Raw genomic sequence first — 23,477 nt, 5'->3', positions numbered from 1 at the left:
ACTCCTGAATCAACCGTAACGACCGGTGATGTAGTCTTCTGTTTGTTTCTTCGCTGGCTTGGTGAACAGATCGTCCGTGTTGCTGAACTCAATCAATTCGCCCAGGTACATAAACGCCGTGTGGTCGGAACAACGCGCAGCCTGCTGCATGTTGTGGGTGACGATCACCACGGTGTAATCCTGCTTCAGTTCGGTGATCAGCTCTTCAATACGCCCGGTAGAAATGGGGTCGAGCGCCGAACACGGTTCGTCGAGCAGCAGCACTTCCGGGCGAATGGCGATACCACGCGCAATACACAGACGCTGTTGCTGACCGCCAGAGAGAGAGTAACCGCTCTGGTGCAATTTATCTTTGGTTTCGTTCCACAATGCAGCTTTGGTCAATGCCCACTGCACTCGCTCGTCCATGTCAGCACGGGAGAGCTTCTCAAACAGACGCACGCCAAAAGCGATGTTGTCGTAAATGGACATCGGGAACGGCGTCGGTTTCTGAAACACCATGCCCACTTTCGCACGCAGCAGAGCGATATCCTGAGTGTTGGTCAGAATGTTGTCGCCATCGAGCAGAATTTCACCTTCCGCGCGCTGCTCTGGGTACAGTTCAAACATTTTGTTGAAGGTACGCAGCAGCGTCGATTTACCGCAGCCGGACGGCCCGATAAACGCCGTAACCTGGTTTTTAGCGATATCCAGGTTGATGTTTTTCAGGGCATGGAATTTGCCGTAGTAGAAGTTCAAATTACGAACCTGAATTTTACTCGGGGCAGTTTCAACCATACTCATTGCAATCTTTTCCTCATCGTGCCTGATGCACTTCGCTAATCAGGCTTACCGTAGGCCGGATAAGGCGTTCACGCCGCATCCGGCAAAGTGTTAACCGTGTTTATTCTTCGCAAATACAACGCGCGCCAGAATGTTCAGCAGCAGTACGCACAGGGTAATGATCAACACCCCGGCCCAGGCCAGTTGCTGCCATTCCGCAAACGGACTCATCGCAAACTTAAAGATCGTTACCGGCAGGTTGGCGATCGGTTGCATCATGTCCGTGCTCCAGAACTGGTTGGAGAGCGCGGTAAACAGCAGCGGCGCGGTTTCACCAGCAATACGGGCAATCGCCAGCAGGATACCGGTCATAATCCCGGACACCGACGCTTTCAGCGTAATCGCGGAGATCATCTTCCACTTCGGCGTACCCAGCGCATAAGCCGCTTCACGCAGGCTGTCCGGCACCAGTTTCAGCATGTTCTCGGTGGTGCGGATAACAATCGGCACCTGTAATAGCGCCAGTGCAATCACACCCGCCCAGCCGGAGAAGTGCTCCATCTGCGCCACCACAATGGTGTAAACAAACAGACCAACCACAATCGATGGCGCAGAGAGCAGAATGTCGTTAATGAAGCGAATCACTTCTGCCAGCCAGGATTTACGACCATATTCAGCCAGATAAATCCCCGCCATAATGCCCAGCGGCGTACCGAATACCGTGGCCCACAAAATTAACAGCCCGCTACCTGCCAGGGCGTTCGCCAGACCACCGCCTTCCGTATTGGGCGGCGGTGTCATTTCAGTGAACAGCGCCAGCGACATACCATCGATACCGCGAGTGATGGTGGACATTAAAATCCAGATCAGCCAGAACAGACCGAAGGCCATCGTCGCCATTGAGAGCGTCAGTGCAATACGGTTCTTGAGGCGGCGACGCGCCTGCATTTTGCGGCGGGATTCAGCAAGCGCCGCAGTGGTTTGCATTTCAACCATAGCCATTAGCGTGCCCCCTCATTCTTAGCCAGGCGCATAATCATAAACTTCGATGCGGCGAGGACGATGAAGGTAATCACAAACAGGATCAGGCCCAGTTCCATCAGTGCGGCAACGTGCAGACCGGATTCCGCTTCGGCAAATTCGTTGGCCAGTGCAGAGGTGATACTGTTGCCCGGCATGTACAGCGAGGCGCTGTCGAGCTGGTAGGTGTTACCGATGATAAAGGTCACCGCCATCGTTTCACCGAGCGCGCGCCCCAGACCCAGCATAATGCCGCCGATTACCCCATTTTTGGTGAACGGAAGAACAATACGCCAGATAACTTCCCAGGTGGTGCAGCCAATACCGTAGGCCGACTCTTTCATCATCACCGGGGTTTGTTCGAACACATCGCGCATTACCGCCGCAATGTACGGAATAATCATGATGGCGAGGATCACGCCTGCCGCGAGGATACCGATACCAAATGCCGGACCGGAGAACAGCGCGCCGACAATCGGGATATTCGACATGATATTGCCGACCGGCTCCTGAAAGTAAACGGCGAACAGCGGCGCGAAGATAAACAGACCCCACATGCCGTAAACGATACTTGGAATGGCAGCCAGCAACTCAATGGCGATACCCAGCGGGCGTTTCAGCCAGCCAGGCGCAAGCTCGGTCAGGAACAGGGCTATACCGAAACTCACCGGAACGGCGATCAGCAGCGCGATAAACGAAGTCACCAGCGTACCGTAGATCGGTACCAGCGCCCCGTAGATATCGTTCGGCGCATCCCACTCTTTGGTCCACAGGAAAGCCAGACCAAATTTCTGAATGCTCGGCCAGGAGGAGATGATCAGAGAGACAATAATGCCACCCAACATCAATAGCACAATCAGCGCCGCCAGTTTTACCAGCACGCTGAAAATTATGTCGCCCTTTTTACCCGGTGGGTTAAAAGCAGGCTTGGTTGCAGCCATAAGTTACTCTTCAGTTAAACGCGTTTACAAAGTCATTTTGTAATGCCGGATGCGGCGTTAACGCCTCATCCGGCCTGGAGTTTTATTAGTACAGCGGCTTACCGCTACTGTCTTTAATATTGGTCTTCCACGCAGCGCGAACCTGTTCAACTACGCTATCCGGCAGGCTGGCATAATCCAGATCGTTCGCCTGTTTAGCCCCGGTTTTGTACGCCCAGTCGAAGAACTTCAGCACTTCTGTGCCTTGTTCTGGTTTCTTCTGATCTTTGTGGATCAGAATGAACGTGGTAGAGGTAATAGGCCACGCATCTTCGCCTTTCTGGTTGGTCAGATCCTGAGCGAATGTTTTGCTCCAGTCTGCACCTTTTGCTGCATTAGCGAAGTTTTCTTCGGTCGGACTAACCGGTTTACCGTCAGCGGAGATCAGTTTGGTGTACGCCAGGTTGTTCTGCTTCGCGTAAGCATATTCAACGTAACCAATTGCACCCGGCAGACGCTGAACGAACGCGGCGATACCGTCGTTACCTTTACCACCCAGACCAATCGGCCATTTTACGGTAGAGCCAGTACCAACGTTGTTTTTCCACTCTTCGTTCACTTTCGCCAGGTAGCTGGTGAAGACGAAGGAAGTCCCGGAGCCATCTGCACGGCGCACTACTGCGATATTCTGTGAAGGCAGCTTCAGACCCGGATTCAATTTGGCGATGGCTTCATCATCCCACTTTTTAATTTTGCCCAGGTAGATATCGCCGAGGGTTTTACCATCCAGCACCAGTTCGCCAGATTTCAGACCCGGTAAGTTAACCGCCAGCACCACGCCGCCAATCACGGTCGGGAACTGGAACAGGCCTTCCTGAGCCAATTTTTCATCAGACAGCGGCGCGTCAGAGGCACCAAAATCAACGGTATTAGCGATAATCTGTTTTACGCCACCGGAAGAACCGATACCCTGGTAGTTAACTTTATTACCGGTTTCTTTCTGGTAAGTGTCAGCCCATTTGGCATACACCGGCGCAGGGAAGGTTGCACCTGCGCCTGTCAGGCTTGCTTCTGCAAACACAGAGAAAGCACTCATCGATAAGGTCGCGGCGACAACAGTTGCGACGGTGGTACGCATAACTTTCATAATGTCTCCTGGGAGGATTCATAAAGCATTGTTTGTTGGCTACGAGAAGCAAAATAGGACAAACAGGTGACAGTTATATGTATGGAATATGACAGTTTTATGACAAATCAGAATTATTAGTTAACTTTTTGATTTTATTGACTAAGAAAAAGAAAAGTAATGTCACCTTTTTGTCATGCAGAGTGAAAACTCGCGGACAAAAATGCGTAAGATGACAACGGTGTGAGGAACACCGCTGTCAGTTCGTTTAGCGTACAATCTCAATTGTTATCGTTGCAGTCGCGGTAAATGTTCCTGGCGCGGGGCGAGCCCCCGTAAGGCTTGCAGGAGCAGCAGAAAAAGTGACGCTACCTGCTTTTTCACCAAAGACGGTTGATTTACCCATATCTGTCGGCAGTTCACCACCGTTAACATTGATTTCCTTATTATTTTTATCATAAATTTTAATCCCAACGTTCGGGTTTGATGTCACGACCATTGAGTTGTCAGTACTGGGTTCGGTAGCATAAAAAGATGTACTGATATCATCAGTATTTAGTATTCCTAAATTTTCACACTCAATGGTGACGGTTTTGGTAATTTTATGCGTTGTCACGGTACTTCCAGCTACCGAAGAAAAATCTGCCGCAGGAATTTCTTTAAAATCAAAATTAATGGGTCTTAAACTGTTAATTTCACAGCTTTGCGGTGCAGTGATATCGCCACGAATATAAACATCCGCCATAGGTTGTGAGTAATCAACCGGAGTGTCACGGCTTATGGTTCCGTACAATTTCGCCACGAGAGTTTCAGGAATAATTAACTTTCCAGCAAAAGTCTTCTTAATATAAAAATAAATTATTGCTTTTGCACCACTGGAAATACTTAATGGGTCCGTGCGACTACATTTATATGAACCTCCAGTAGGCCTGTTAGCATGGTATTCAAAAGGTGCATTAATGTATCCTACACCGAGAAGGTCTATCGATATTCCAACATCCAAATTAGGATTCAAATTAAAGTAGTTTACATTAGAACGAACACCCGCATAACTTAAGGCCTCGTTTATTCTCGCTGTATAGTAAATATAAGGAAACTCCCCCACTTTCCCTGTATCACAATGGCAGTGAGCAGGATAAGTGTCCCCATTTGTCACGGTTTTATTAAAGGTCTCTCCCACTCTGTTCTCGTCTGCCGTAATCAGATAGCCTGAAAAATCAAGTGTGCTATGAAAGGCCCCATTATCTGAAGTGCAGATACCTTTTGGGGCCGCAAGTGCCACGCCACTAAAGGAGAAGATAAAGACAGCAAAGCACCACTGTATAATATACTTATTCATAAAAATCCTTTTAATGACATGTCACACCTTGTTCAATTAAGCCGCTCTCACTTTCTGGTATTGAAAGGGAATAATCGAAGGTGCATTTAGTGACGGCATTTTCACCCCAGGAGAGCATCACCTGCCCCTTTTCAGGAAGGCCCGAGAGATAAAGTTCTCCCTGGTCACCGACAATTCCTGAATCAGCAGAGCTTGTATTTTGTACAGAAGCAATAGCGCCAAAAGGTGCTGGCTTACCTTTTGCATTCATTACTCTGAAAAGAACGCGATAGCCCACGTGGGTAACAAATTCTGCTTTAACCACCGCGCCACGGGTGGGAACCATCGTAACGACGGTATTATCAAGTTCTATATTCGACTTCGAGAAATAGTTATCGCTGATTGCTACCCGGTTTTCATCATAAGGGTTTAGCTGTGTCTTGACCGTATAGCCACGCCAGTCCGTTGCTGCACCACGCATATTATCGATTTCCAAACCGGCGGCCCCTGGCGCTTTAACGAGAGCGATTGTTTCACCCAATTCCTGGCTTAACGTTACTCCTTCACTGTGCGCCAGAATGCCGCCCCTGATACCATAATTAAGTCGCTGGGAATTTTGGCTGTAGTTATAACTGCCGTTCACTGTGCCGTAAGTTCCGTCATAGGTCAGTGACATATTACCGCCGACTTCATCATCACGGCTGTTATAGGACTGCATTAAATTCCAGGAAAGATTATTTCTCTCCAGAGCCGTACCACTGAGTCCAAGTTGATGTGAGCTACCGGAATTATCGTTTTGTGAAACAGAATAGGTGGCGTAACTATTTCCCCACCAGCCCGATAAAGGAACAGATAAAGAGAGCATGTAGATCTGCTCACTGGTGTTATCACTGGCATGGTTGTTACCCGTCCCCTGCCGGGCAGTATTGGAATAACTCCAGGAGACGTTCCACGAGAGACGCTTCCAGCTACTGCTGTAGCCAAATTGCATTAATCGTTCAACATCATCGGTATGCCAGTACTGTTGGCGACTTAATGTCAGATATAAGTTGCCATAATCTCTGCCCAGTGATTGCGTTAGCGTTCCTTCCACACGGCTGCGGCGGTTACCGGTTTCCCAAAAATCTTCAGGATTATTACGCCGGGACGCCCATTCATTGAGGGTATAATAGCCTTCGGTGGAGTAACGATAGCCAACCAGGCGCAAGCTGGTATCCGTATCATCAAAACGTTTCGAATACAGAAAGCGATAAGACTGACCGGTTTCCGTATCATCATGACTAAATTTCGCGCGGGCATGTGTCACATCAAAAGAAATTGCGCCCAGAGAACCTAGATCTTTACCCACGCCCAGAGCGGCAGAACCATAATTTTCAGCAGCCTGTATGCCACCATACAATGTAAAACCATGGGGAAAACCATGAAGGATCTGTGCCTGAAGAACATCAGGGGTAAAGCCATCTTCATCGCGCAATTCCCCCACACTGACATCAACATCGGTCTGACCTTCACGTTTGAGGATCGCCAAAGAGGCATAAGGTTGAGTGAATCGTTGTTCGCTACCATCTTCTTCTTTGATAGTCACGTCCAGATCGCCACCTGTGCTGGCAGTGTTGAGGTCGGTGATTTCAAAGGCACCTTGTGGAACGGCAGATTGATAAATCACGTAGCCATTCTGGCGAATGATGACAGTGGCATTGGATTTTGCAATTCCCCGAACTACTGGCGCAAACCCATTCTGGCTGGCAGGTAACATGTCGTTGTCGGTATACAGGCGTGCTCCGCGGATTTGTGTACTGTCAAAAATATCGCTCGCCGTCCACGTATCGCCGATCATAATCTGGCTTCTTAATGCCGCAATATCACGCTGTATCCAGGTGCTGATAGAGTTGTATTCCGCCCGACCATCAGTGGTGTTTAAGGTACTGTAATTACGTAGCCGCCATGACCCAATATTCAGCCCGTTGCGCAAATTGAGATAACTGGTATCTGTCTCCTCAGAACCATAATCCGAACGCAGGGTATGTGAACCAGAAAAATCGTAGTTGATAGTGAGCGCGTTAATCCCCTCATCCCAACGCGTGGGGCTTATGTAATCAAAAGCCATCGCGTCCATGTAGATTTGGGGAATGGATATATTCAGTTGTAATTTATCACTGTCGAACTGCCAGGATGAGCCTTCAATACGTGGCGCAGGATCAAGGCAGGTCGTTTCATCCACGTTATTGAGCGACTTCAAGGCATCAACTTTTACGCCAAAAGAGGCCAGCGTTTTTTTAATGGCAATAAAGCAGGCGTGTAGATCGGCATCGGGGTTATCCTGAACAAAAGTAACATCCTGACGTTCAAACATTTTCCCATTAATAAAAATATCAACGCTATAAACGCCAGGAGGCATCATATTTGCCCGGTTAAACTGACGAATATCGACTTCGGATTTATGGTCGATTTCCAGAAGCGCCGGATTGAATACACTGACCTCGGCCATCAGGCTTTGCGAGAAAATCAGACACGTCCCTGCCGTGAGGCCAACCACTATTCTGGTCGTCATCATAATACGCCTATCCTTATCCCTTGCTTACAGCATCATTTTTATCGGGTCACTGACTGCGCCGTAATCATTAATAAATCGCCAGGTCATTTGGCCTCCCGCAGAATTAGCAGGTAAAGGTAACGTGAGCGTTTCAAAAGGACGGATCATGTTGAGAGGCACATCATGACCATCAACGATGACATCCATCACACTGATATGAATTGGGTTGGGATTCTCTGCTATGAGATTTCGCCCTTCCCGGCGCCACTTCACCTTCGGTGCAGCATCTTCGGGAATAAGGCGGATATTTGCTGGTCGCCAGAACAGCTTGATACGCGTTTTGACTGCGATTTCTAGCGAGTTCGCCGCTTTGTTGCTCGCAGAGGGCGGAATATTTTTAATATTCAGCCAGAAGACTGACTCGCGATCATCAGGCAATGACACACCTTTGGTGTGAATAATGCGTAATACTTTTTCTTGCGCGGGTTCTAATCGTGATACCGGAGGAATAACGGTAAACGGAGCTTTACTTTTATCCTCTTTATTAAACGGATCTACCCAAGCCTGGATGAGGTAAGGTATTTTTTCTTCTTTGCTAAATACAGAAATAGATTTATCGGCATTATTACTTAAGTAAACTACCCGCGTACCGCCAATGACAACACCTGCATAGGTTAATGCTGACTGGCCTAGAAAAAGGCTTAGTATAATAGCGATAAATAACTTACATGAAACTGTTGTTTTAAAGAGCCTGATTAAACAACTTTTTCTGGACATAACGACTCCCTGGCCAAAGCCAACTGAATAAAAAGGCCCTTGATAAATTATTTCTTATATTCGACGGTAAATTGTGAATCAGCGTTCGCCGTACCCGCCGTTACGGTCACATTGGTTGCCACATAGCGTGCAATAAACTTCATTTCTGCCTTGCCTTCAGCGTCGATAGCGGTATAAGCAGAGTCGTTATAAAGTTTAACCTGCGAATTATCGGACTGGTTAAAAATACGGATGCCGACGCCAGTAGCAACTATTGCAGCTCCTGTGCCAGTATAATCACCCGGATCGCTCGCAGTAATTGGTGTACCTACTTTCAGGTCACCGTCTCCGCCAGGCGCTTCGGTACCATCAAAACGAACGGCTGCCTGAGTGTAGGTTGCCGGGCACTTTTCAAGTTTAATACTGAACTGCTGTGGTGACGCCAGACTACCTACACCTGAAAATGCGCTTTTGCTGACTTTACCCAGTGGAACGGTTTGATCGGCTGTATCGGAGGTAACTTCACAAGTAGTGTCGACAATTTCACCGACAAAATGAACAACACCATCCTCTGCCAGTGCATGCCCGGCCAACATTAAAGAAGCCAGAGTGAGTGCACTACCTATAATATTACGTTTCATAGAAACTCCATTGATATAATATATCCTTTAACCTGAATCATCACTTATATTAATAAGTGTGTTTATGATTCGCGGACATACTACATCAACGAAATAAAATTAGCTAAAAATAATATTAATTATTTGAATTTGAATATAAATTTATTATTTAAATATTATAAAAAATGTATAAAATCAAGTGTGCAATCAGACATTAAAAACAAATCAGAATATATTCATATTGCCTAATATATAAATCATAATTTTATTAATGTTATTTATGAAAAAAAAGGGCCGCCAGATGGCAACCCTTTCATTATGCGTGTTCTGTTTTACTCAACCGTTACCGATTTTGCCAGGTTACGCGGCTGGTCAACGTCGGTACCTTTGATCAGCGCGACATGGTAAGCCAGTAGCTGCAGCGGAACGGTGTAGAAGATCGGTGCAATCACCTCTTCTACATGCGGCATCTCGATGATGTGCATGTTATCGCTACCGACAAAACCTGCATCCTGATCGGCGAAGACGTACAACTGACCGCCACGCGCACGAACTTCTTCAATGTTGGATTTCAGTTTTTCCAACAGTTCGTTGTTCGGTGCAACGACGATAACCGGCATATCCGCGTCAATCAGCGCCAGCGGACCGTGTTTCAGTTCGCCCGCAGCGTAGGCTTCAGCGTGAATGTAAGAGATTTCTTTCAGCTTCAATGCGCCTTCCAGCGCGATTGGGTACTGATCGCCACGTCCCAGGAACAGCGCGTGATGTTTGTCAGAGAAATCTTCTGCCAGGGCTTCAATGCGTTTGTCCTGAGACAGCATTTGCTCAATACGGTTCGGCAGCGCCTGCAGACCATGCACGATATCATGTTCAATGGAGGCATCCAGACCTTTCAGGCGAGACAGTTTCGCCACCAGCATCAGCAGCACGGTTAACTGGGTGGTGAAGGCTTTGGTGGAGGCCACGCCAATTTCCGTACCTGCGTTGGTCATCAGCGCCAGATCGGATTCACGCACCAGAGAAGACCCCGGAACGTTACAGATTGCCAGCGAACCAAGGTAACCCAGCTCTTTCGACAGACGCAGGCCAGCCAGGGTATCTGCGGTTTCGCCAGACTGTGACAAGGTGATCATCAGGCTGTTACGACGCACGGCAGATTTGCGATAGCGGAATTCAGAAGCGATTTCGACGTCGCACGGAATACCAGCCAGCGATTCAAACCAGTAACGGGAAACCATACCGGAGTTGTAAGAAGTACCGCAGGCAAGGATCTGAATATGCTCAACCTTCGACAACAGTTCGTCGGCGTTCGGCCCCAGCTCGCTCAAATCTACCTGACCGTGGCTGATGCGCCCGGTAAGGGTGTTTTTGATCGCGTTAGGCTGTTCGTAGATCTCTTTCTGCATGTAGTGACGGTAAATACCTTTATCGCCCGCGTCATATTGCAGATTGGATTCGATATCCTGACGTTTCACTTCCGCGCCAGATTTATCGAAGATGGTTACCGAACGGCGAGTTACTTCAGCGATATCGCCCTCTTCGAGGAAGATAAAGCGACGGGTCACCGGCAGCAGCGCCAGCTGGTCAGAAGCGATAAAGTTTTCGCCCATACCGAGGCCAATCACCAGTGGACTACCAGAACGTGCCGCCAACAGGGTATCCGGGTGACGGGTATCCATAATTACCGTGCCATAAGCGCCACGCAGCTGCGGAATAGCGCGCAGAACAGCTTCACGCAGAGTGCCGCCCTGTTTCAGTTCCCAGTTCACCAGGTGCGCAATCACTTCGGTGTCGGTTTCAGACACGAAGGTATAGCCACGGGCTTTTAACTCTTCACGCAGCGGTTCATGGTTTTCGATGATGCCGTTATGCACCACCACAATGTGTTCAGAAACATGCGGATGCGCATTCACTTCTGAAGGTTCGCCGTGCGTCGCCCAGCGAGTATGAGCAATACCCGTACCGCCATGCAGAGGATGTTCTTCCGCTGCCTGAGCCAGCATCTGTACTTTACCGAGACGACGCAGGCGGGTCATATGACCTTCCGCATCAACAACGGCCAGACCGGCAGAGTCATATCCGCGGTATTCCAGACGACGTAAACCTTCAAGAAGGATTTCTGCTACATCACGTTGCGCGATCGCGCCAACAATTCCACACATAGTTTTTGATTCCGGTTTATATCGTTGTCGGTCAACCTGTATGCCCGTTTTTTCGGGCGCCCCGAGCCTTGTAGAGAGTGGGGTTATTTTTATAGTTACTGCTTGTGGGAGGGAGATTATGTTATCTCCTCATCCCTGGAGGCCGGATTTACCCAGCCAGAATTACTTTTTCTTTACCGGACGACGCCAGCCTTCTTTTTGCGACTGCGGCACACGGCTGATCGCCAGGGCGTTTTCGCCAACATTACGCGTCACAGTTGTACCGGCAGCAATCGTCGCACCTTTACCCACCGTTACAGGAGCCACCAGCTGGGTGTCGGAACCGACAAAGACATCATCGCCGATAATGGTTTTGAATTTATTCGCTCCATCATAGTTGCAGGTAATGGTTCCCGCACCGATGTTAACGTTATCGCCGATCTCCGCATCGCCCAGGTAAGTCAGATGACCGGCTTTCGAACCTTTACCCAGACGCGCTTTTTTCATCTCAACGAAGTTACCGACGTGTGCGCCTTCCAGCAACTCAGCACCGGGGCGCAGACGGGCAAACGGGCCGATGGTACAGGCTGCTGCCAGATTAGCATCTTCCACTACGGTATACGGGCTAATTTCGCAATCATCGCCAATCACGCTATTTTTAATCACGCATCCGGTGCCGATTTTCACGCGATTACCGAGAGTAACGTTGCCCTCGATGATAACGTTAGTATCAATTTCAACATCGCGCCCGTGAGTTAGCGTACCGCGCAGATCAAAACGGGCTGGATCGCGCAACATAACGCCTGCTAACAACAGTTTTTCAGCCTGTTCGGACTGGTAAACGCGCTCCAGACGAGAGAGTTGCAGACGGTTATTCACGCCTTCAACCTCGCTTAAACGTTGCGGGTGAACGGCAACGATTTCACGTCCTTCCTGATACGCCAGCGAAATAATATCGGTGATGTAGTATTCACCCTGAGCGTTATTGTTGGTCAGCTTCGCCAGCCAGCGTTTCATATCTGCGCCGTTGGCGATCAGAATGCCAGTGTTGATTTCCTGAATTTGACGCTGCTCGTCGGTGGCATCTTTGTGCTCAACAATGCCGGTAACTTTGCCGTTTTCACGGGTGATACGTCCATAACCGGTCGGATCATCCAGTTTCACTGTCAGCAGGCCAATGCCGCCCTGCGGTTTAGCATCTCGCAGGCGCTGGAGTGTTTCAACAGAGATCAGCGGCACGTCGCCATAGAGCATTAAAATGTCTTCATCATCGGCAAAAAAAGGTGCGGCCTGCTGCATTGCATGACCCGTACCCAGCTGTTCTGCCTGAAGCACCCAGTTCAGGTTGTCATCTTTCAGCGCCTGTTTAAGCAGATCGCCGCCGTGGCCGTAAACCAGGTGAACGTGCGCTGCACCTAATTCATTCGCGGCATCAATGACATGCTGAACCATCGCTTTCCCGGCAAGGGTATGCAGCACTTTCGGAAGATCGGAATACATGCGAGTGCCTTTGCCTGCTGCAAGGATCACTACGCTCATAGCATTATTCAACATACGCGTCCTGACTGTAATTTGAGAACGAATTTAAACCGCTTCACATTGAAAAAACTACATTTTTTTCATCGTGAAATGGACAGGGGATAAATTGCTCAATAACGGATTATCCCCGCTGGCGAAAGAGCCATTTTCGACCATCGTCACGCCTTTTGTCTTCATAAAAGTAAGACACCACCTTCATTTAAGCGTCAGACTGATGTTTTTGCTCTTATTTCGATCAATGAATAAACAGGAAAATCAGCGAAGGATTTCGCGTAATTATAAAAACGAGTTTAATTGCGGGATATAAAAATGCGCAGGATATAGCAGAACCAATCTCGCTGCGGCGCGCGAAAAAAAAGCCAGCCTGTTTCCAGACTGGCTTTTGTGCTTTTCAAGCCGGTGTTACATCGCTTTTTTGGTCAACTCGATAACGCGCAGCTGCGCGATCGCTTTGGCCAGTTCCGCAGACGCCTGAGCGTAATCTACGTCGCCGTGAGAGCTGCTAATGTGCTCTTCAGCCTTACGTTTCGCTTCCATGGCTCGCGCTTCGTCGAGATCCTGTCCGCGAATTGCGGTGTCGGCCAGAACGGTCACGTTGCCAGGCTGCACTTCAAGAATGCCGCCAGACAGATAGATAAACTCTTCGTGACCGTGCTGTTTCACGATGCGAATCATACCAGGCTTAATGGCGGTGAGCAGCGGTGCGTGGCCCGGGTAAATTCCCAGTTCACCTTCGCTACCCGTTACCTGGATTTTCTCGACCAGACCAGAGAACATTTGTTGCTCTGCGCTGACGACGTCCAGGTGGTAAGTCATTGCCATATCACCCTCCGATTAAGGCGTTAAAGTTTTTTGGCTTTTTCCACAGCTTCTTCGATGGAACCGACCATGTAGAACGCCTGCTCCGGCAGGTGATCGTATTCGCCTTCCATGATGCCTTTAAAGCCACGGATGGTGTCTTTCAGGGAGACGTATTTACCCGGAGAACCGGTGAATACTTCTGCCACGAAGAACGGCTGGGACAGGAAGCGCTGGATCTTACGAGCACGCGCTACCACCAGTTTGTCTTCTTCAGACAGTTCATCCATACCCAGGATGGCGATAATGTCTTTCAGTTCCTGATAACGTTGCAGGATGGACTGAACGCCACGCGCGGTGTCGTAGTGTTCCTGACCAACCACCAGCGGGTCCAGCTGACGGCTGGTGGAGTCCAGCGGGTCAACGGCCGGGTAGATACCCAGAGACGCGATCTGACGGCTCAGTACCACGGTTGCGTCAAGGTGCGCAAAGGTGGTTGCCGGAGACGGGTCAGTCAAGTCATCCGCAGGTACGTATACTGCCTGTACGGAGGTGATAGAACCGGTTTTGGTGGAGGTGATACGTTCCTGCAGAACGCCCATCTCTTCCGCCAGGGTCGGCTGATAACCTACCGCTGAAGGCATACGGCCCAGCAGTGCGGATACTTCCGTACCGGCCAGGGTGTAACGATAGATGTTGTCAACGAACAGCAGAACGTCACGACCTTCGTCACGGAATTTCTCAGCCATGGTCAGACCGGTCAGAGCAACGCGCAGACGGTTTCCCGGCGGCTCGTTCATCTGGCCATACACCAGGGATACTTTGTCGATAACGTTGGAGTCGGTCATTTCGTGGTAGAAGTCGTTACCCTCACGAGTACGTTCACCTACGCCCGCAAACACAGAGTAACCGGAGTGCTCGATCGCGATGTTACGAATAAGCTCCATCATGTTTACGGTTTTACCTACACCCGCACCACCGAACAGACCAACTTTACCGCCCTTAGCGAACGGACACATCAGGTCGATAACTTTGATACCGGTTTCCAGCAGTTCCTGAGAGTTTGACAGCTCTTCGTAGGAAGGTGCTGCGCGGTGAATCGCCCAACGCTCTTCTTCACCGATCTCGCCTTTCATGTCGACCGGTTCGCCCAGTACGTTCATGATACGGCCCAGAGTCGCTTTACCTACCGGGACTTCGATCGGGTGTTCGAGGTCTTTTACATCCAGACCGCGACGCAGACCGTCGGAGGAACCCATTGCGATGGTACGCACGATACCGCCGCCGAGCTGCTGCTGAACTTCCAGCACCAGACGCTCATTACCATTTTGCACCTCAAGAGCATCGTACACGCGCGGTACGGCATCCTGAGGGAATTCGACGTCAACTACGGCGCCGATTACCTGGACAATCTTTCCAGTAGCCATCTTAAATCCTCTACGAAATAACCTGTTTAAACCGCGGCGGCCCCCGAGACGATCTCGGTGAGTTCCTGAGTAATGCTGGCCTGACGAGCTTTGTTGTATACCAACTGCAGCTCTTTAATCAGGCTGCCGCCATTGTCGGTCGCGGCTTTCATCGCCACCATACGGGCGGCCTGCTCGCTGGCCAGGTTTTCAACCACGCCCTGATAAACCTGAGATTCGACATAACGACGCAGCAGGGTATCCAGCAACGCCTTCGGATCGGGTTCGTACAGGTAATCCCAGGATTTATGTTTCAGATCATCATCATCTGATGCCGGTAACGGCAGCAGCTGGCTGATGGTCGGAACCTGAGACATGGTGTTAATAAATTTGTTGCTGACAATGTAAAGCTTGTCCAGACGGCCTTCGTCGTAGGCCTGCAACATCACTTTTACCGGACCGATCAGTTCGGACAGGGAAGGGTTATCTCCCATGCCTGTAACCTGGGCAACAACATTGCCGCCCACGGAACTGAAGAACGACACACCTTTCGAGCCGATCATTGCGAGGTCGCATTGAACGCCTTTGTCGGTCCAGGTCTTCATTTCCGCCAGCAGTTTTTTGAACAGGTTAATGTTCAAACCACCGCACAAACCACGGTCGGTCGACACCACCAGGTAGCCCACGCGTTTAACGTCGCGTTCTTCCAGGTATGGGTGCTTATATTCCAGATTACCGTGCGCAAGGTGACCAATCACTTTGCGCATGGTTTCTGCATAAGGACGGCTGGCCGCCATGCGATCCTGCGATTTACGCATTTTGGAAGCGGCGACCATCTCCATCGCTTTAGTGATCTTTTGCGTGTTCTGGACGCTTGCGATCTTACTACGTATCTCTTTTGCGCCGGCCATGAGCTTCTCCTCAATGCCTTGCGGCCTGCCCTAAGGCAAGCCGCCAGACGTTACCAGGATTGGGTTGCTTTGAAGGAATCGAGGATGCCTTTCAGCTTGCCTTCGATTTCGTCGTTGTAGCCACCGGTCTGGTTGATCTCTTGCATCAACGGAGCGTGATCACGGTCGACGTAAGCCAGCAGAGCGGCTTCGAAGCTGCCGATTTTCGACAGTTCAACATCCGCCAGGTAACCACGTTCTGCTGCGAACAGAACCAGAGACTGCTGCGCAACAGACATCGGCGCATACTGTTTCTGTTTCAGCAGTTCGGTCACTTTCTGACCGTGGTCAAGCTGCTTACGCGTTGCATCGTCAAGGTCGGATGCAAACTGAGAGAACGCTGCCAGTTCACGATACTGTGCCAGAGCGGTACGGATACCACCGGACAGTTTTTTCATGATTTTGGTCTGTGCTGCACCACCAACACGGGATACGGAAATACCCGGGTTAACCGCAGGACGAATACCGGCGTTGAACAGGTTGGTTTCCAGGAAGATCTGACCATCGGTAATGGAGATTACGTTGGTCGGAACGAACGCAGAAACGTCACCCGCCTGAGTTTCGATAATCGGCAGTGCGGTCAGAGAACCGGTTTTCCCTTTCACTTCACCTTTGGTGAAGGCTTCAACGTATTCGGCGTTAACACGCGCAGCACGCTCCAGCAGACGAGAGTGGAGGTAGAATACGTCGCCCGGGAATGCTTCACGTCCTGGCGGACGACGGAGCAGCAGGGAGATCTGACGGTAAGCAACAGCCTGTTTAGACAGGTCATCGTAAATGATCAGCGCATCTTCACCGCGGTCACGGAAGTATTCGCCCATTGCGCAACCGGCATATGGCGCCAGGTATTGCAGTGCAGCGGATTCAGACGCGGTTGCTACCACAACGATGGTGTTAGCCAGTGCGCCGTGCTCTTCCAGTTTACGTACCACGTTAGAAATGGTGGACGCTTTCTGGCCGATAGCGACATAGATACATTTGATACCGGAATCGCGCTGGTTGATGATGGCATCAATAGCCAGTGCGGTTTTACCGGTCTGACGGTCACCGATGATCAATTCACGCTGACCACGACCGATTGGGATCATGGAGTCAACGGCTTTATAACCGGTCTGTACCGGCTGATCTACGGACTGACGTTCGATAACGCCTGGAGCGATTGCTTCTACAGCAGAGAAGCCGTCGTGATCCAGCGGACCTTTACCGTCGATTGGTGCACCCAGAGTGTTAACCACACGACCCAGCAGGCCACGGCCAACCGGAACTTCCAGGATACGGCCAGTACACTTAACTTTCATGCCTTCGGCAAGGTCAGCGTACGGACCCATAACAACCGCACCTACAGAGTCGCGCTCGAGGTTCAGTGCGATAGCGTAACGGTTACCCGGCAGGGAGATCATTTCACCCTGCATACAATCGGCCAGGCCGTGAATGCGGATAACACCGTCACTTACAGAAACAATAGTACCTTCGTTGTGAGCTTCACTCACAACATTGAACTGAGCAATGCGCTGCTTGATCAGTTCGCTGATTTCGGTGGAATTCAGTTGCATGCTCCAGTCCCCTTAAGACTGCAAGACGTCTGCAAGGCGCTCAAGACGACCGCGTACGCTGCCATCAATGACCATATCACCCGCTCGGATGATAACGCCTGCCATTACAGACTTATCGATTTTGCAATTCAGCTTAACTTTGCGTGACAGACGTTTTTCCATCGCAGCAGAAATTTTCGCGAGCTGTTGTTCACTCAATGCAGCAGCGGAAATGACGTCTACCTCAGCGGTAGCCTCACTTACGGCACGCAGGTGAATAAACTGCTCCAGAACATCCGGGAGCGCGTTAAGACGACCATTTTCAGCCATAACCCGAATCAGGTTCTGACCGTTTTCGTCCAGTTGCTCACCACAAACTGCGATAAACGACTCGGCGAGCGTTTCTGGCGCCAGTGCACCAGAGAGAAGCTCTGCCATCTGTTCGTTTTTGGTTACCTCGGCGGCAAACGCCAGCATGTCCTGCCAGCGTTCTACACTTTGGTGTTCGACGGCAAAGTCAAAAGCTGCTTTGGCGTAGGGGCGAGCTACCGTAATAAATTCAGACATCAGCCCCTCCCTCCTTACAGTTCAGCGACAAGTTTATCCACGATGTCGCTGTTAGCAGCTTCATCCACGGAACGTTCGATGATCTTCTCGGCGCCAGCAACAGCCAGGATAGCAACTTGCTTACGCAGCTCTTCACGGGCACGTTTACGCTCGGCTTCAATTTCCGCCTGCGCCTGGGCCACGATTTTAGTACGTTCCTGTTCTGCCTCAGCTTTCGCTTCGTCCAGAATCTGCGAGCGGCGTTTGTTCGCCTGCTCGATGATTACCTGGGCTTCCGCTTTCGCTTTTTTCAGCTGGTCGGTCGCGCTGGCCTTTGCAAGGTCAAGGTCCTTATGTGCTCGTTCTGCGGAAGCAAGACCGTCAGCAATTTCTTTTTGACGTTTTTCGATGGCTGCCATTAATGGCGGCCATACGTACTTCATGCAGAACAGAACGAACAGGACAAACGCGATGGCCTGGCCGAGGATTGTTGCGTTAAGATTCACAGCACAATGCCTCTATTTAGTTAACGTTCTGATATTGCTCTTTAAATAAAAGCAACGCTTACTACGCGACAGCGAACATCACGTACAGACCCAGACCTACAGCGATCATCGGGATAGCATCCACCAGACCCATAACGATAAAGAACTGAGTACGCAGCAGAGGAATCAGATCAGGTTGACGCGCTGCGCCTTCCAGGAATTTACCCCCGAGGATGCCGATACCGATCGCAGCACCGATTGCCGCCAGACCCATCATCACAGCGGCAGCCATGTACAGCAGATCCATATTCAGGTTTTCCATGACAGTCTCCAGTTTGTTTCAGTTAAAACGTAGTAGTGTTGGTAAATTAATGTTCTTCAGACGCCATCGACAGATAGACGATCGTCAGAACCATGAAGATGAAGGCTTGCAGCGTAATGATCAGGATGTGGAAAATGGCCCACGGCACATTCAGGATCCACTGTGACCACCACGGCAACAGACCAGCAATCAGAATGAAAATCAGCTCACCGGCATACATGTTACCGAACAGTCGCAAACCGAGTGAAACTGGTTTGGACAGCAGGCTTACCCCTTCAAGGATTAAGTTGACAGGAATGAACGCCCAGTGATTGAACGGCTGCAGCGTCAACTCTTTCGTGAAGCCGCCGATGCCTTTCATTTTGATGCTGTAGAACAGAATCAGGATAAATACGCCCAGTGCCATAGACAGCGTTACGTTCACGTCCGCAGACGGAACCACACGCAGTGCAGGCAGACCCAGTACATGTTCAGCAATGTACGGCAGCAGGTCGATAGGCAGTAAATCCATCAGGTTCATCAGGAATACCCAGACGAAGATCGTCAGGGCCAGCGGAGCAATCAGCTTGCTTTTGCCATGGTACATGTCTTTCACGCTACCATTAACAAAGCCGATCACCAGCTCAATCGCGGTCTGAAACTTACCTGGCACACCGCTGGTCGCCTTTTTGGCTACGCTACGGAATAAAACCAGGAACAACAGACCCAGCACCACCGAGAAGAACATGGAGTCAATATTAATTGTCCAGAAGGTGGCTGGGGGGTTATGCGGATCCACCAGCGAGAATGTACGCAGGTCCAGCTGAAGGTTATTCAGGTGGTGTCCTATGTAATCCTGCGGCGTCATATTTTCTGAAGCCATGATGCCTTTTACCCTTTGTTGTTAATTACAGCCGGTGCCAGTATCTGAACCACCAGCACCAAAACCCACGTAACGATCAGCGGCAAGAATACCGCCTTTAAAACAGCCAACGCCACCACCAGTAACACCAACATCGCCAGAACTTTGAAAGCTTCGCCAAATGCGAACGTCCAGGCCACCCGGCCTTTCGCTGGTGTATGCGCCTGGTGACGCCAGGCAAATATCATAAAAAAAACGTTAGGCAGAAAGACTGCCAGGCCTCCACTTAACGCAGAGACGCCCCAGAAGGGGTCTTTGAGGCTGAACAGCAATCCACTTGCTATCACCACCAGTAACTGAACGAGCAGAAGCTTCCGAGCAACGTTTCGACTCAAGAGCGACACAGACATCACGTTTTTCACTCCTGCTCCCTTCGAGGTATGCCGCGTGTCGTATAAAACTTTCTTTAAGGCTTAGAGTCAAGCATCAAAAAGCGGTCAAATTATACGGTGCGCCCCCGTGATTTCAAACAATAAGTAGCCAAAAGGTGAATAAATGTTTAAATATTTTTCCAGTGCATACAATTGCGACTTTTCTGCTAACCGTGGTGGATCATGAAAAACTGTAAATAACGCGTAAACACTAGTGGTAAAGCGTGCTTCAGATCACATATCGAGCATGTTCACCCGTAGCATATTTATTTACTTGGCAAATGATGCCTTTGCAAGCTTCTGATATTTCAGTCTAAAAACAGATACTCTTTTCACAAATAGCATTTACACAACAAAAACCACCCATTGACATTCTTAATAAAACTTTAACAGACAATTATGGTTCTTAGCGCCAATTTTTAGCAGCCTGATATTTTCACTAATGACTTATTTTCTGCTTACCAAAAAAAGCCACGTTACTTTGTTGATGCAAAATGGTGAACGTGGCGTTAAATGTAACCAGTTATATCAGTAGAAAACCTGGTTGTTGTTAACAGTCTAACCGGTCAATTTTTTATTATTTTTTTGATAAAAATTAAATTTTATTTGCTTTAATCACCACCAGATGACGTTCGCCATCCAGGGCGGGAACCTGAAGTTTAACCACTGATTCGACCTGATATTCTTCGGGCAACAAAGCGATTTCATCTTCCGGCATTTGACCTTTCAACGCATAAAAACGGCCTTGCTCACCAGGAAGATGATGGCACCAGCTCACCATATCGTTCAAAGACGCAAAAGCGCGGCTAATTACGCCATCAAACGGCGGCTCTGACGGAAACTCTTCTACCCTGCTCTGTACTGGTTCAATGTTTTCCAGTTTCAGTTCATGTTGCACCTGACGGAGGAAACGCACGCGTTTACCAAGGCTATCCAGCAGCGTGAAATGGGCTTCAGGACGCACGATGGAAAGCGGTATGCCAGGCAACCCCGGTCCGGTTCCCACATCGATAAAACGCTCACCTTGCAAATATGGAGCAACGACAATGCTGTCGAGAATATGGCGTACCAGCATCTCGTTAGGATCGCGGACCGAGGTCAGGTTGTACGCCTTATTCCATTTATGCAGCATATTTACGTAGGCAATAAGCTGATTTTTCTGGTGATCGGTAAGCGAAATTCCTGCGTCTTTCAGCAGTGAAGAGAGTTTGTTGAGCACGGTGATTACCTGTTCTTGATGCGTTGCCAGGTAAGCGGGTGCTTACCTGGCATTTTTAATGCGTTATGCGCTACGACGCAGCATACCCTGTTTTTTCAGCCACACCAGCAGAATGGAGATGGCCGCAGGTGTGACGCCAGAAATACGCGAAGCCTGACCGATAGAGGCCGGTTTGTGATCGTTAAGTTTGGCGATCACTTCGTTAGACAGACCGGATACCTGGCGGTAATCCAGCGTCGCAGGCAGCAGCGTGTTCTCGTTACGCTGTTGCTTTTCGATCTCATCTTGCTGGCGCGCAATATAACCTTCGTATTTAACCTGAATCTCAACCTGTTCCGCCGCCTGTTCGTCTGTCAACGCAGGGGAAAACGGCGTCAGCGTGGTTAATTTTTCATACGTCATTTCCGGACGACGCAGCAGATCTTCACCGCTGGCTTCACGGGAAAGCGGCGCAGTCAGGTGAGCATTCACTTCGGCTGCCGCTTCCGCCGACGGGGTTACCCAGGTTGACTTCAGGCGCTGACGCTCACGCTCGATGTTCTCAAGCTTCTCGTTAAAGCGCGCCCAGCGTTCGTCATCTACCAGACCCAGTTCACGACCGATTTCAGTCAAACGCAGATCCGCGTTATCTTCGCGCAGCATCAGACGATATTCTGCGCGGGAGGTAAACATACGGTACGGTTCTTTGGTACCCAGCGTGCAGAGGTCGTCCACCAGCACACCAAGATAAGCCTGAGAACGCGCAGGCGCCCAACCTTCTTTGTCTGCGGACAGACGGGCAGCGTTAAGACCGGCCAGCAAACCTTGCGCAGCGGCTTCTTCATAACCGGTAGTGCCGTTAATCTGACCAGCAAAGAACAGCCCCTGGATAAACTTACTCTCCAGCGTTGGTTTCAGGTCACGCGGATCGAAGAAGTCATATTCGATGGCATAACCAGGACGCACGATCTTTGCATTTTCCATCCCCTGCATGGAGCGGACGATTTGCATCTGCACATCGAATGGCAGGCTGGTGGAGATACCGTTCGGATAAATTTCGTTAGACGTCAGCCCTTCCGGTTCAAGGAAGATCTGATGCTGATTTCTGTCGGCAAAGCGCATGACTTTGTCTTCGATCGACGGGCAGTAGCGTGGGCCGACACCTTCGATCACCCCTGCGTACATTGGGCTACGATCGAGGTTACTGCGGATCACATCATGGGTTTTCTCGTTGGTATGGGTGATATAACACGGCACCTGCTGGGGATGCTGGGCCGCATTGCCCATGAACGAGAATACCGGCATTGGGTTATCGCCATGCTGTTGCGCCAGCACGCTGAAGTCGATAGTGCGCGCATCGATACGCGGCGGCGTCCCGGTTTTCAGACGACCAACGCGCAGCGGCAGTTCACGCAGACGGCGAGAAAGCGGAATGGATGGCGGATCACCAGCACGGCCACCGCTGTAATTATCCAGACCGATATGAATTTTACCGTCGAGGAACGTCCCAACGGTGAGCACGACGGCTTTGGCACGGAATTTCAGTCCCATTTGGGTGACCGCACCAACCACGCGATCGTTTTCGACAATAAGATCCTCAACTGCCTGCTGGAAGATCATCAGATTCGGTTGGTTCTCCAGCGCCGTGCGTACCGCCTGACGATAGAGCACACGATCCGCCTGAGCTCGGGTAGCGCGAACCGCCGGCCCTTTGCTGGCGTTTAGTATCCTAAACTGGATACCTGCCTGATCGATCGCTTTCGCCATCAGACCGCCGAGTGCATCCACTTCTTTTACCAGATGTCCCTTCCCAATACCGCCGATCGCCGGGTTGCAGCTCATCTGCCCCAGAGTGTCGATATTGTGTGTCAAAAGCAGAGTCTGTTGACCCATACGCGCCGCGGCCATCGCGGCCTCGGTGCCTGCATGACCCCCGCCAATGATGATGACGTCAAAAGGATCCGGATAAAACATGGTGATTGCCTCGCATAACGCGGTATGAAAATGGATTGAAGCCCGGGCCGTGGATTCTACTCAACTTTGTCGGCTTGAGAAAGACCCGGGATCCTGGGTATTAAAAAGAAGATCTATTTATTTAGAGATCTGTTCTATTGTGATCTCTTATTAGGATCGCACTGCCCTGTGGATAACAAGGATCTGGCTTTTAAGATCAACAACCTGGAAAGGATCATTAACTGTGAATGATCGGTGATCCTGGACAGTATAAGCTGGG

The 23,477-nt window shown here is 50.1% G+C and carries 21 protein-coding genes; all 21 read right to left on the bottom strand.

Features of this window, described 5'->3' with window-relative positions; translation table 11 throughout:
• Nucleotides 1–9: 9 nt before the first annotated feature.
• Nucleotides 10–783 carry a phosphate ABC transporter ATP-binding protein PstB gene (gene pstB / locus AACU94_RS20535; protein WP_000063126.1) on the bottom strand — a complete coding sequence of 258 codons (774 nt, stop codon included), beginning with the start codon at nt 781–783 and terminating at the stop codon, nt 10–12.
• A gap of 90 nt (nt 784–873) precedes the next feature.
• A complete protein-coding gene (pstA, locus tag AACU94_RS20530) occupies nt 874–1,764 on the bottom strand; it encodes a phosphate ABC transporter permease PstA (protein WP_001251991.1) in 891 nt (296 codons plus the stop codon).
• The gene (gene pstC / locus AACU94_RS20525) at nt 1,764–2,723 is read right to left on the bottom strand and encodes a phosphate ABC transporter permease PstC (RefSeq protein WP_000741620.1); all 960 of its coding nucleotides are present in this window, start codon (nt 2,721–2,723) and stop codon (nt 1,764–1,766) included. The genes pstA and pstC overlap by 1 nt, the downstream gene beginning before the upstream one ends.
• 85 nt (nt 2,724–2,808) lie before the next feature.
• Nucleotides 2,809–3,849 carry a phosphate ABC transporter substrate-binding protein PstS gene (pstS, locus tag AACU94_RS20520; protein WP_000867162.1) on the bottom strand — a complete coding sequence of 347 codons (1,041 nt, stop codon included), beginning with the start codon at nt 3,847–3,849 and terminating at the stop codon, nt 2,809–2,811.
• A gap of 247 nt (nt 3,850–4,096) precedes the next feature.
• A complete protein-coding gene (locus tag AACU94_RS20515; protein ID WP_135488531.1) occupies nt 4,097–5,167 on the bottom strand; it encodes a fimbrial protein in 1,071 nt (356 codons plus the stop codon).
• A 10-nt stretch (nt 5,168–5,177) separates the two neighbouring features.
• The gene (gene lpfC-O113 / locus AACU94_RS20510) at nt 5,178–7,700 is read right to left on the bottom strand and encodes a long polar fimbrial usher protein LpfC-O113 (RefSeq protein ID WP_130222519.1); all 2,523 of its coding nucleotides are present in this window, start codon (nt 7,698–7,700) and stop codon (nt 5,178–5,180) included.
• Nucleotides 7,701–7,724: 24 nt separating this feature from the next.
• Nucleotides 7,725–8,456, bottom strand: a complete 732-nt coding sequence (gene lpfB-O113 / locus AACU94_RS20505) for a long polar fimbrial chaperone LpfB-O113 (protein ID WP_135488530.1) — start codon at nt 8,454–8,456, stop codon at nt 7,725–7,727.
• Between the two features lie 47 nt (nt 8,457–8,503).
• The gene (gene lpfA-O113 / locus AACU94_RS20500; protein ID WP_135403727.1) at nt 8,504–9,076 is read right to left on the bottom strand and encodes a long polar fimbria major subunit LpfA-O113; all 573 of its coding nucleotides are present in this window, start codon (nt 9,074–9,076) and stop codon (nt 8,504–8,506) included.
• 311 nt (nt 9,077–9,387) lie between these two features.
• Entirely contained in the window at nt 9,388–11,217 is a 1,830-nt protein-coding gene (gene glmS / locus AACU94_RS20495) for a glutamine--fructose-6-phosphate transaminase (isomerizing) (RefSeq protein WP_130215082.1), read from the bottom strand.
• Between the two features lie 162 nt (nt 11,218–11,379).
• A complete protein-coding gene (glmU, locus tag AACU94_RS20490) occupies nt 11,380–12,750 on the bottom strand; it encodes a bifunctional UDP-N-acetylglucosamine diphosphorylase/glucosamine-1-phosphate N-acetyltransferase GlmU (protein WP_130261122.1) in 1,371 nt (456 codons plus the stop codon).
• A 387-nt stretch (nt 12,751–13,137) separates the two neighbouring features.
• Nucleotides 13,138–13,557, bottom strand: coding sequence for a F0F1 ATP synthase subunit epsilon (locus AACU94_RS20485; RefSeq protein WP_001251965.1), 420 nt, complete (start codon nt 13,555–13,557; stop codon nt 13,138–13,140).
• A 20-nt stretch (nt 13,558–13,577) separates the two neighbouring features.
• Entirely contained in the window at nt 13,578–14,960 is a 1,383-nt protein-coding gene (atpD, locus tag AACU94_RS20480; protein WP_000190506.1) for a F0F1 ATP synthase subunit beta, read from the bottom strand.
• 26 nt (nt 14,961–14,986) lie between these two features.
• Nucleotides 14,987–15,850: a F0F1 ATP synthase subunit gamma gene (gene atpG, locus AACU94_RS20475; RefSeq protein WP_130215078.1), complete on the bottom strand. Its 864-nt coding sequence runs from the start codon at nt 15,848–15,850 to the stop codon at nt 14,987–14,989.
• 50 nt (nt 15,851–15,900) lie between these two features.
• On the bottom strand, nt 15,901–17,442 hold the full coding sequence (gene atpA, locus AACU94_RS20470; protein WP_001176745.1) for a F0F1 ATP synthase subunit alpha: 1,542 nt from the start codon (nt 17,440–17,442) through the stop codon (nt 15,901–15,903).
• 12 nt (nt 17,443–17,454) lie between these two features.
• Nucleotides 17,455–17,988, bottom strand: coding sequence for a F0F1 ATP synthase subunit delta (atpH, locus tag AACU94_RS20465; protein ID WP_001288587.1), 534 nt, complete (start codon nt 17,986–17,988; stop codon nt 17,455–17,457).
• Between the two features lie 14 nt (nt 17,989–18,002).
• The gene (gene atpF / locus AACU94_RS20460) at nt 18,003–18,473 is read right to left on the bottom strand and encodes a F0F1 ATP synthase subunit B (protein WP_001052219.1); all 471 of its coding nucleotides are present in this window, start codon (nt 18,471–18,473) and stop codon (nt 18,003–18,005) included.
• 61 nt (nt 18,474–18,534) lie between these two features.
• The gene (atpE, locus tag AACU94_RS20455) at nt 18,535–18,774 is read right to left on the bottom strand and encodes a F0F1 ATP synthase subunit C (protein WP_000429386.1); all 240 of its coding nucleotides are present in this window, start codon (nt 18,772–18,774) and stop codon (nt 18,535–18,537) included.
• Between the two features lie 46 nt (nt 18,775–18,820).
• The gene (atpB, locus tag AACU94_RS20450; protein ID WP_000135618.1) at nt 18,821–19,636 is read right to left on the bottom strand and encodes a F0F1 ATP synthase subunit A; all 816 of its coding nucleotides are present in this window, start codon (nt 19,634–19,636) and stop codon (nt 18,821–18,823) included.
• A gap of 8 nt (nt 19,637–19,644) precedes the next feature.
• Nucleotides 19,645–20,025 carry a F0F1 ATP synthase subunit I gene (atpI, locus tag AACU94_RS20445; RefSeq protein WP_130206826.1) on the bottom strand — a complete coding sequence of 127 codons (381 nt, stop codon included), beginning with the start codon at nt 20,023–20,025 and terminating at the stop codon, nt 19,645–19,647.
• Between the two features lie 616 nt (nt 20,026–20,641).
• A complete protein-coding gene (rsmG, locus tag AACU94_RS20440) occupies nt 20,642–21,265 on the bottom strand; it encodes a 16S rRNA (guanine(527)-N(7))-methyltransferase RsmG (protein WP_033804388.1) in 624 nt (207 codons plus the stop codon).
• A 63-nt stretch (nt 21,266–21,328) separates the two neighbouring features.
• Nucleotides 21,329–23,218, bottom strand: a complete 1,890-nt coding sequence (gene mnmG / locus AACU94_RS20435; protein ID WP_130206830.1) for a tRNA uridine-5-carboxymethylaminomethyl(34) synthesis enzyme MnmG — start codon at nt 23,216–23,218, stop codon at nt 21,329–21,331.
• Between the last annotated feature and the right edge of the window lie 259 nt (nt 23,219–23,477).

The sequence above is a fragment of the Escherichia sp. E4702 genome (assembly GCF_963883545.1).
Taxonomy (GTDB): Bacteria; Pseudomonadota; Gammaproteobacteria; order Enterobacterales; family Enterobacteriaceae; genus Escherichia.
This window is presented reverse-complemented; position numbering and strand designations above follow the sequence as displayed.

Excerpts from the sequence above, each read along its gene's own strand:
- pstB (WP_000063126.1), bottom strand. The coding sequence starts at position 783 with ATGAGTATGGTTGAAACTGCCCCGAGTAAAATTCAGGTTCGTAATTTG.
- pstA (WP_001251991.1), bottom strand. The coding sequence starts at position 1,764 with ATGGCTATGGTTGAAATGCAAACCACTGCGGCGCTTGCTGAATCCCGC.
- pstC (WP_000741620.1), bottom strand. The coding sequence starts at position 2,723 with ATGGCTGCAACCAAGCCTGCTTTTAACCCACCGGGTAAAAAGGGCGAC.
- pstS (WP_000867162.1), bottom strand. The coding sequence starts at position 3,849 with ATGAAAGTTATGCGTACCACCGTCGCAACTGTTGTCGCCGCGACCTTA.
- AACU94_RS20515 (WP_135488531.1), bottom strand. The coding sequence starts at position 5,167 with ATGAATAAGTATATTATACAGTGGTGCTTTGCTGTCTTTATCTTCTCC.
- lpfC-O113 (WP_130222519.1), bottom strand. The coding sequence starts at position 7,700 with ATGATGACGACCAGAATAGTGGTTGGCCTCACGGCAGGGACGTGTCTG.
- lpfB-O113 (WP_135488530.1), bottom strand. The coding sequence starts at position 8,456 with ATGTCCAGAAAAAGTTGTTTAATCAGGCTCTTTAAAACAACAGTTTCA.
- lpfA-O113 (WP_135403727.1), bottom strand. The coding sequence starts at position 9,076 with ATGAAACGTAATATTATAGGTAGTGCACTCACTCTGGCTTCTTTAATG.
- glmS (WP_130215082.1), bottom strand. The coding sequence starts at position 11,217 with ATGTGTGGAATTGTTGGCGCGATCGCGCAACGTGATGTAGCAGAAATC.
- glmU (WP_130261122.1), bottom strand. The coding sequence starts at position 12,750 with ATGTTGAATAATGCTATGAGCGTAGTGATCCTTGCAGCAGGCAAAGGC.
- AACU94_RS20485 (WP_001251965.1), bottom strand. The coding sequence starts at position 13,557 with ATGGCAATGACTTACCACCTGGACGTCGTCAGCGCAGAGCAACAAATG.
- atpD (WP_000190506.1), bottom strand. The coding sequence starts at position 14,960 with ATGGCTACTGGAAAGATTGTCCAGGTAATCGGCGCCGTAGTTGACGTC.
- atpG (WP_130215078.1), bottom strand. The coding sequence starts at position 15,850 with ATGGCCGGCGCAAAAGAGATACGTAGTAAGATCGCAAGCGTCCAGAAC.
- atpA (WP_001176745.1), bottom strand. The coding sequence starts at position 17,442 with ATGCAACTGAATTCCACCGAAATCAGCGAACTGATCAAGCAGCGCATT.
- atpH (WP_001288587.1), bottom strand. The coding sequence starts at position 17,988 with ATGTCTGAATTTATTACGGTAGCTCGCCCCTACGCCAAAGCAGCTTTT.
- atpE (WP_000429386.1), bottom strand. The coding sequence starts at position 18,774 with ATGGAAAACCTGAATATGGATCTGCTGTACATGGCTGCCGCTGTGATG.
- atpB (WP_000135618.1), bottom strand. The coding sequence starts at position 19,636 with ATGGCTTCAGAAAATATGACGCCGCAGGATTACATAGGACACCACCTG.
- atpI (WP_130206826.1), bottom strand. The coding sequence starts at position 20,025 with ATGTCTGTGTCGCTCTTGAGTCGAAACGTTGCTCGGAAGCTTCTGCTC.
- mnmG (WP_130206830.1), bottom strand. The coding sequence starts at position 23,218 with ATGTTTTATCCGGATCCTTTTGACGTCATCATCATTGGCGGGGGTCAT.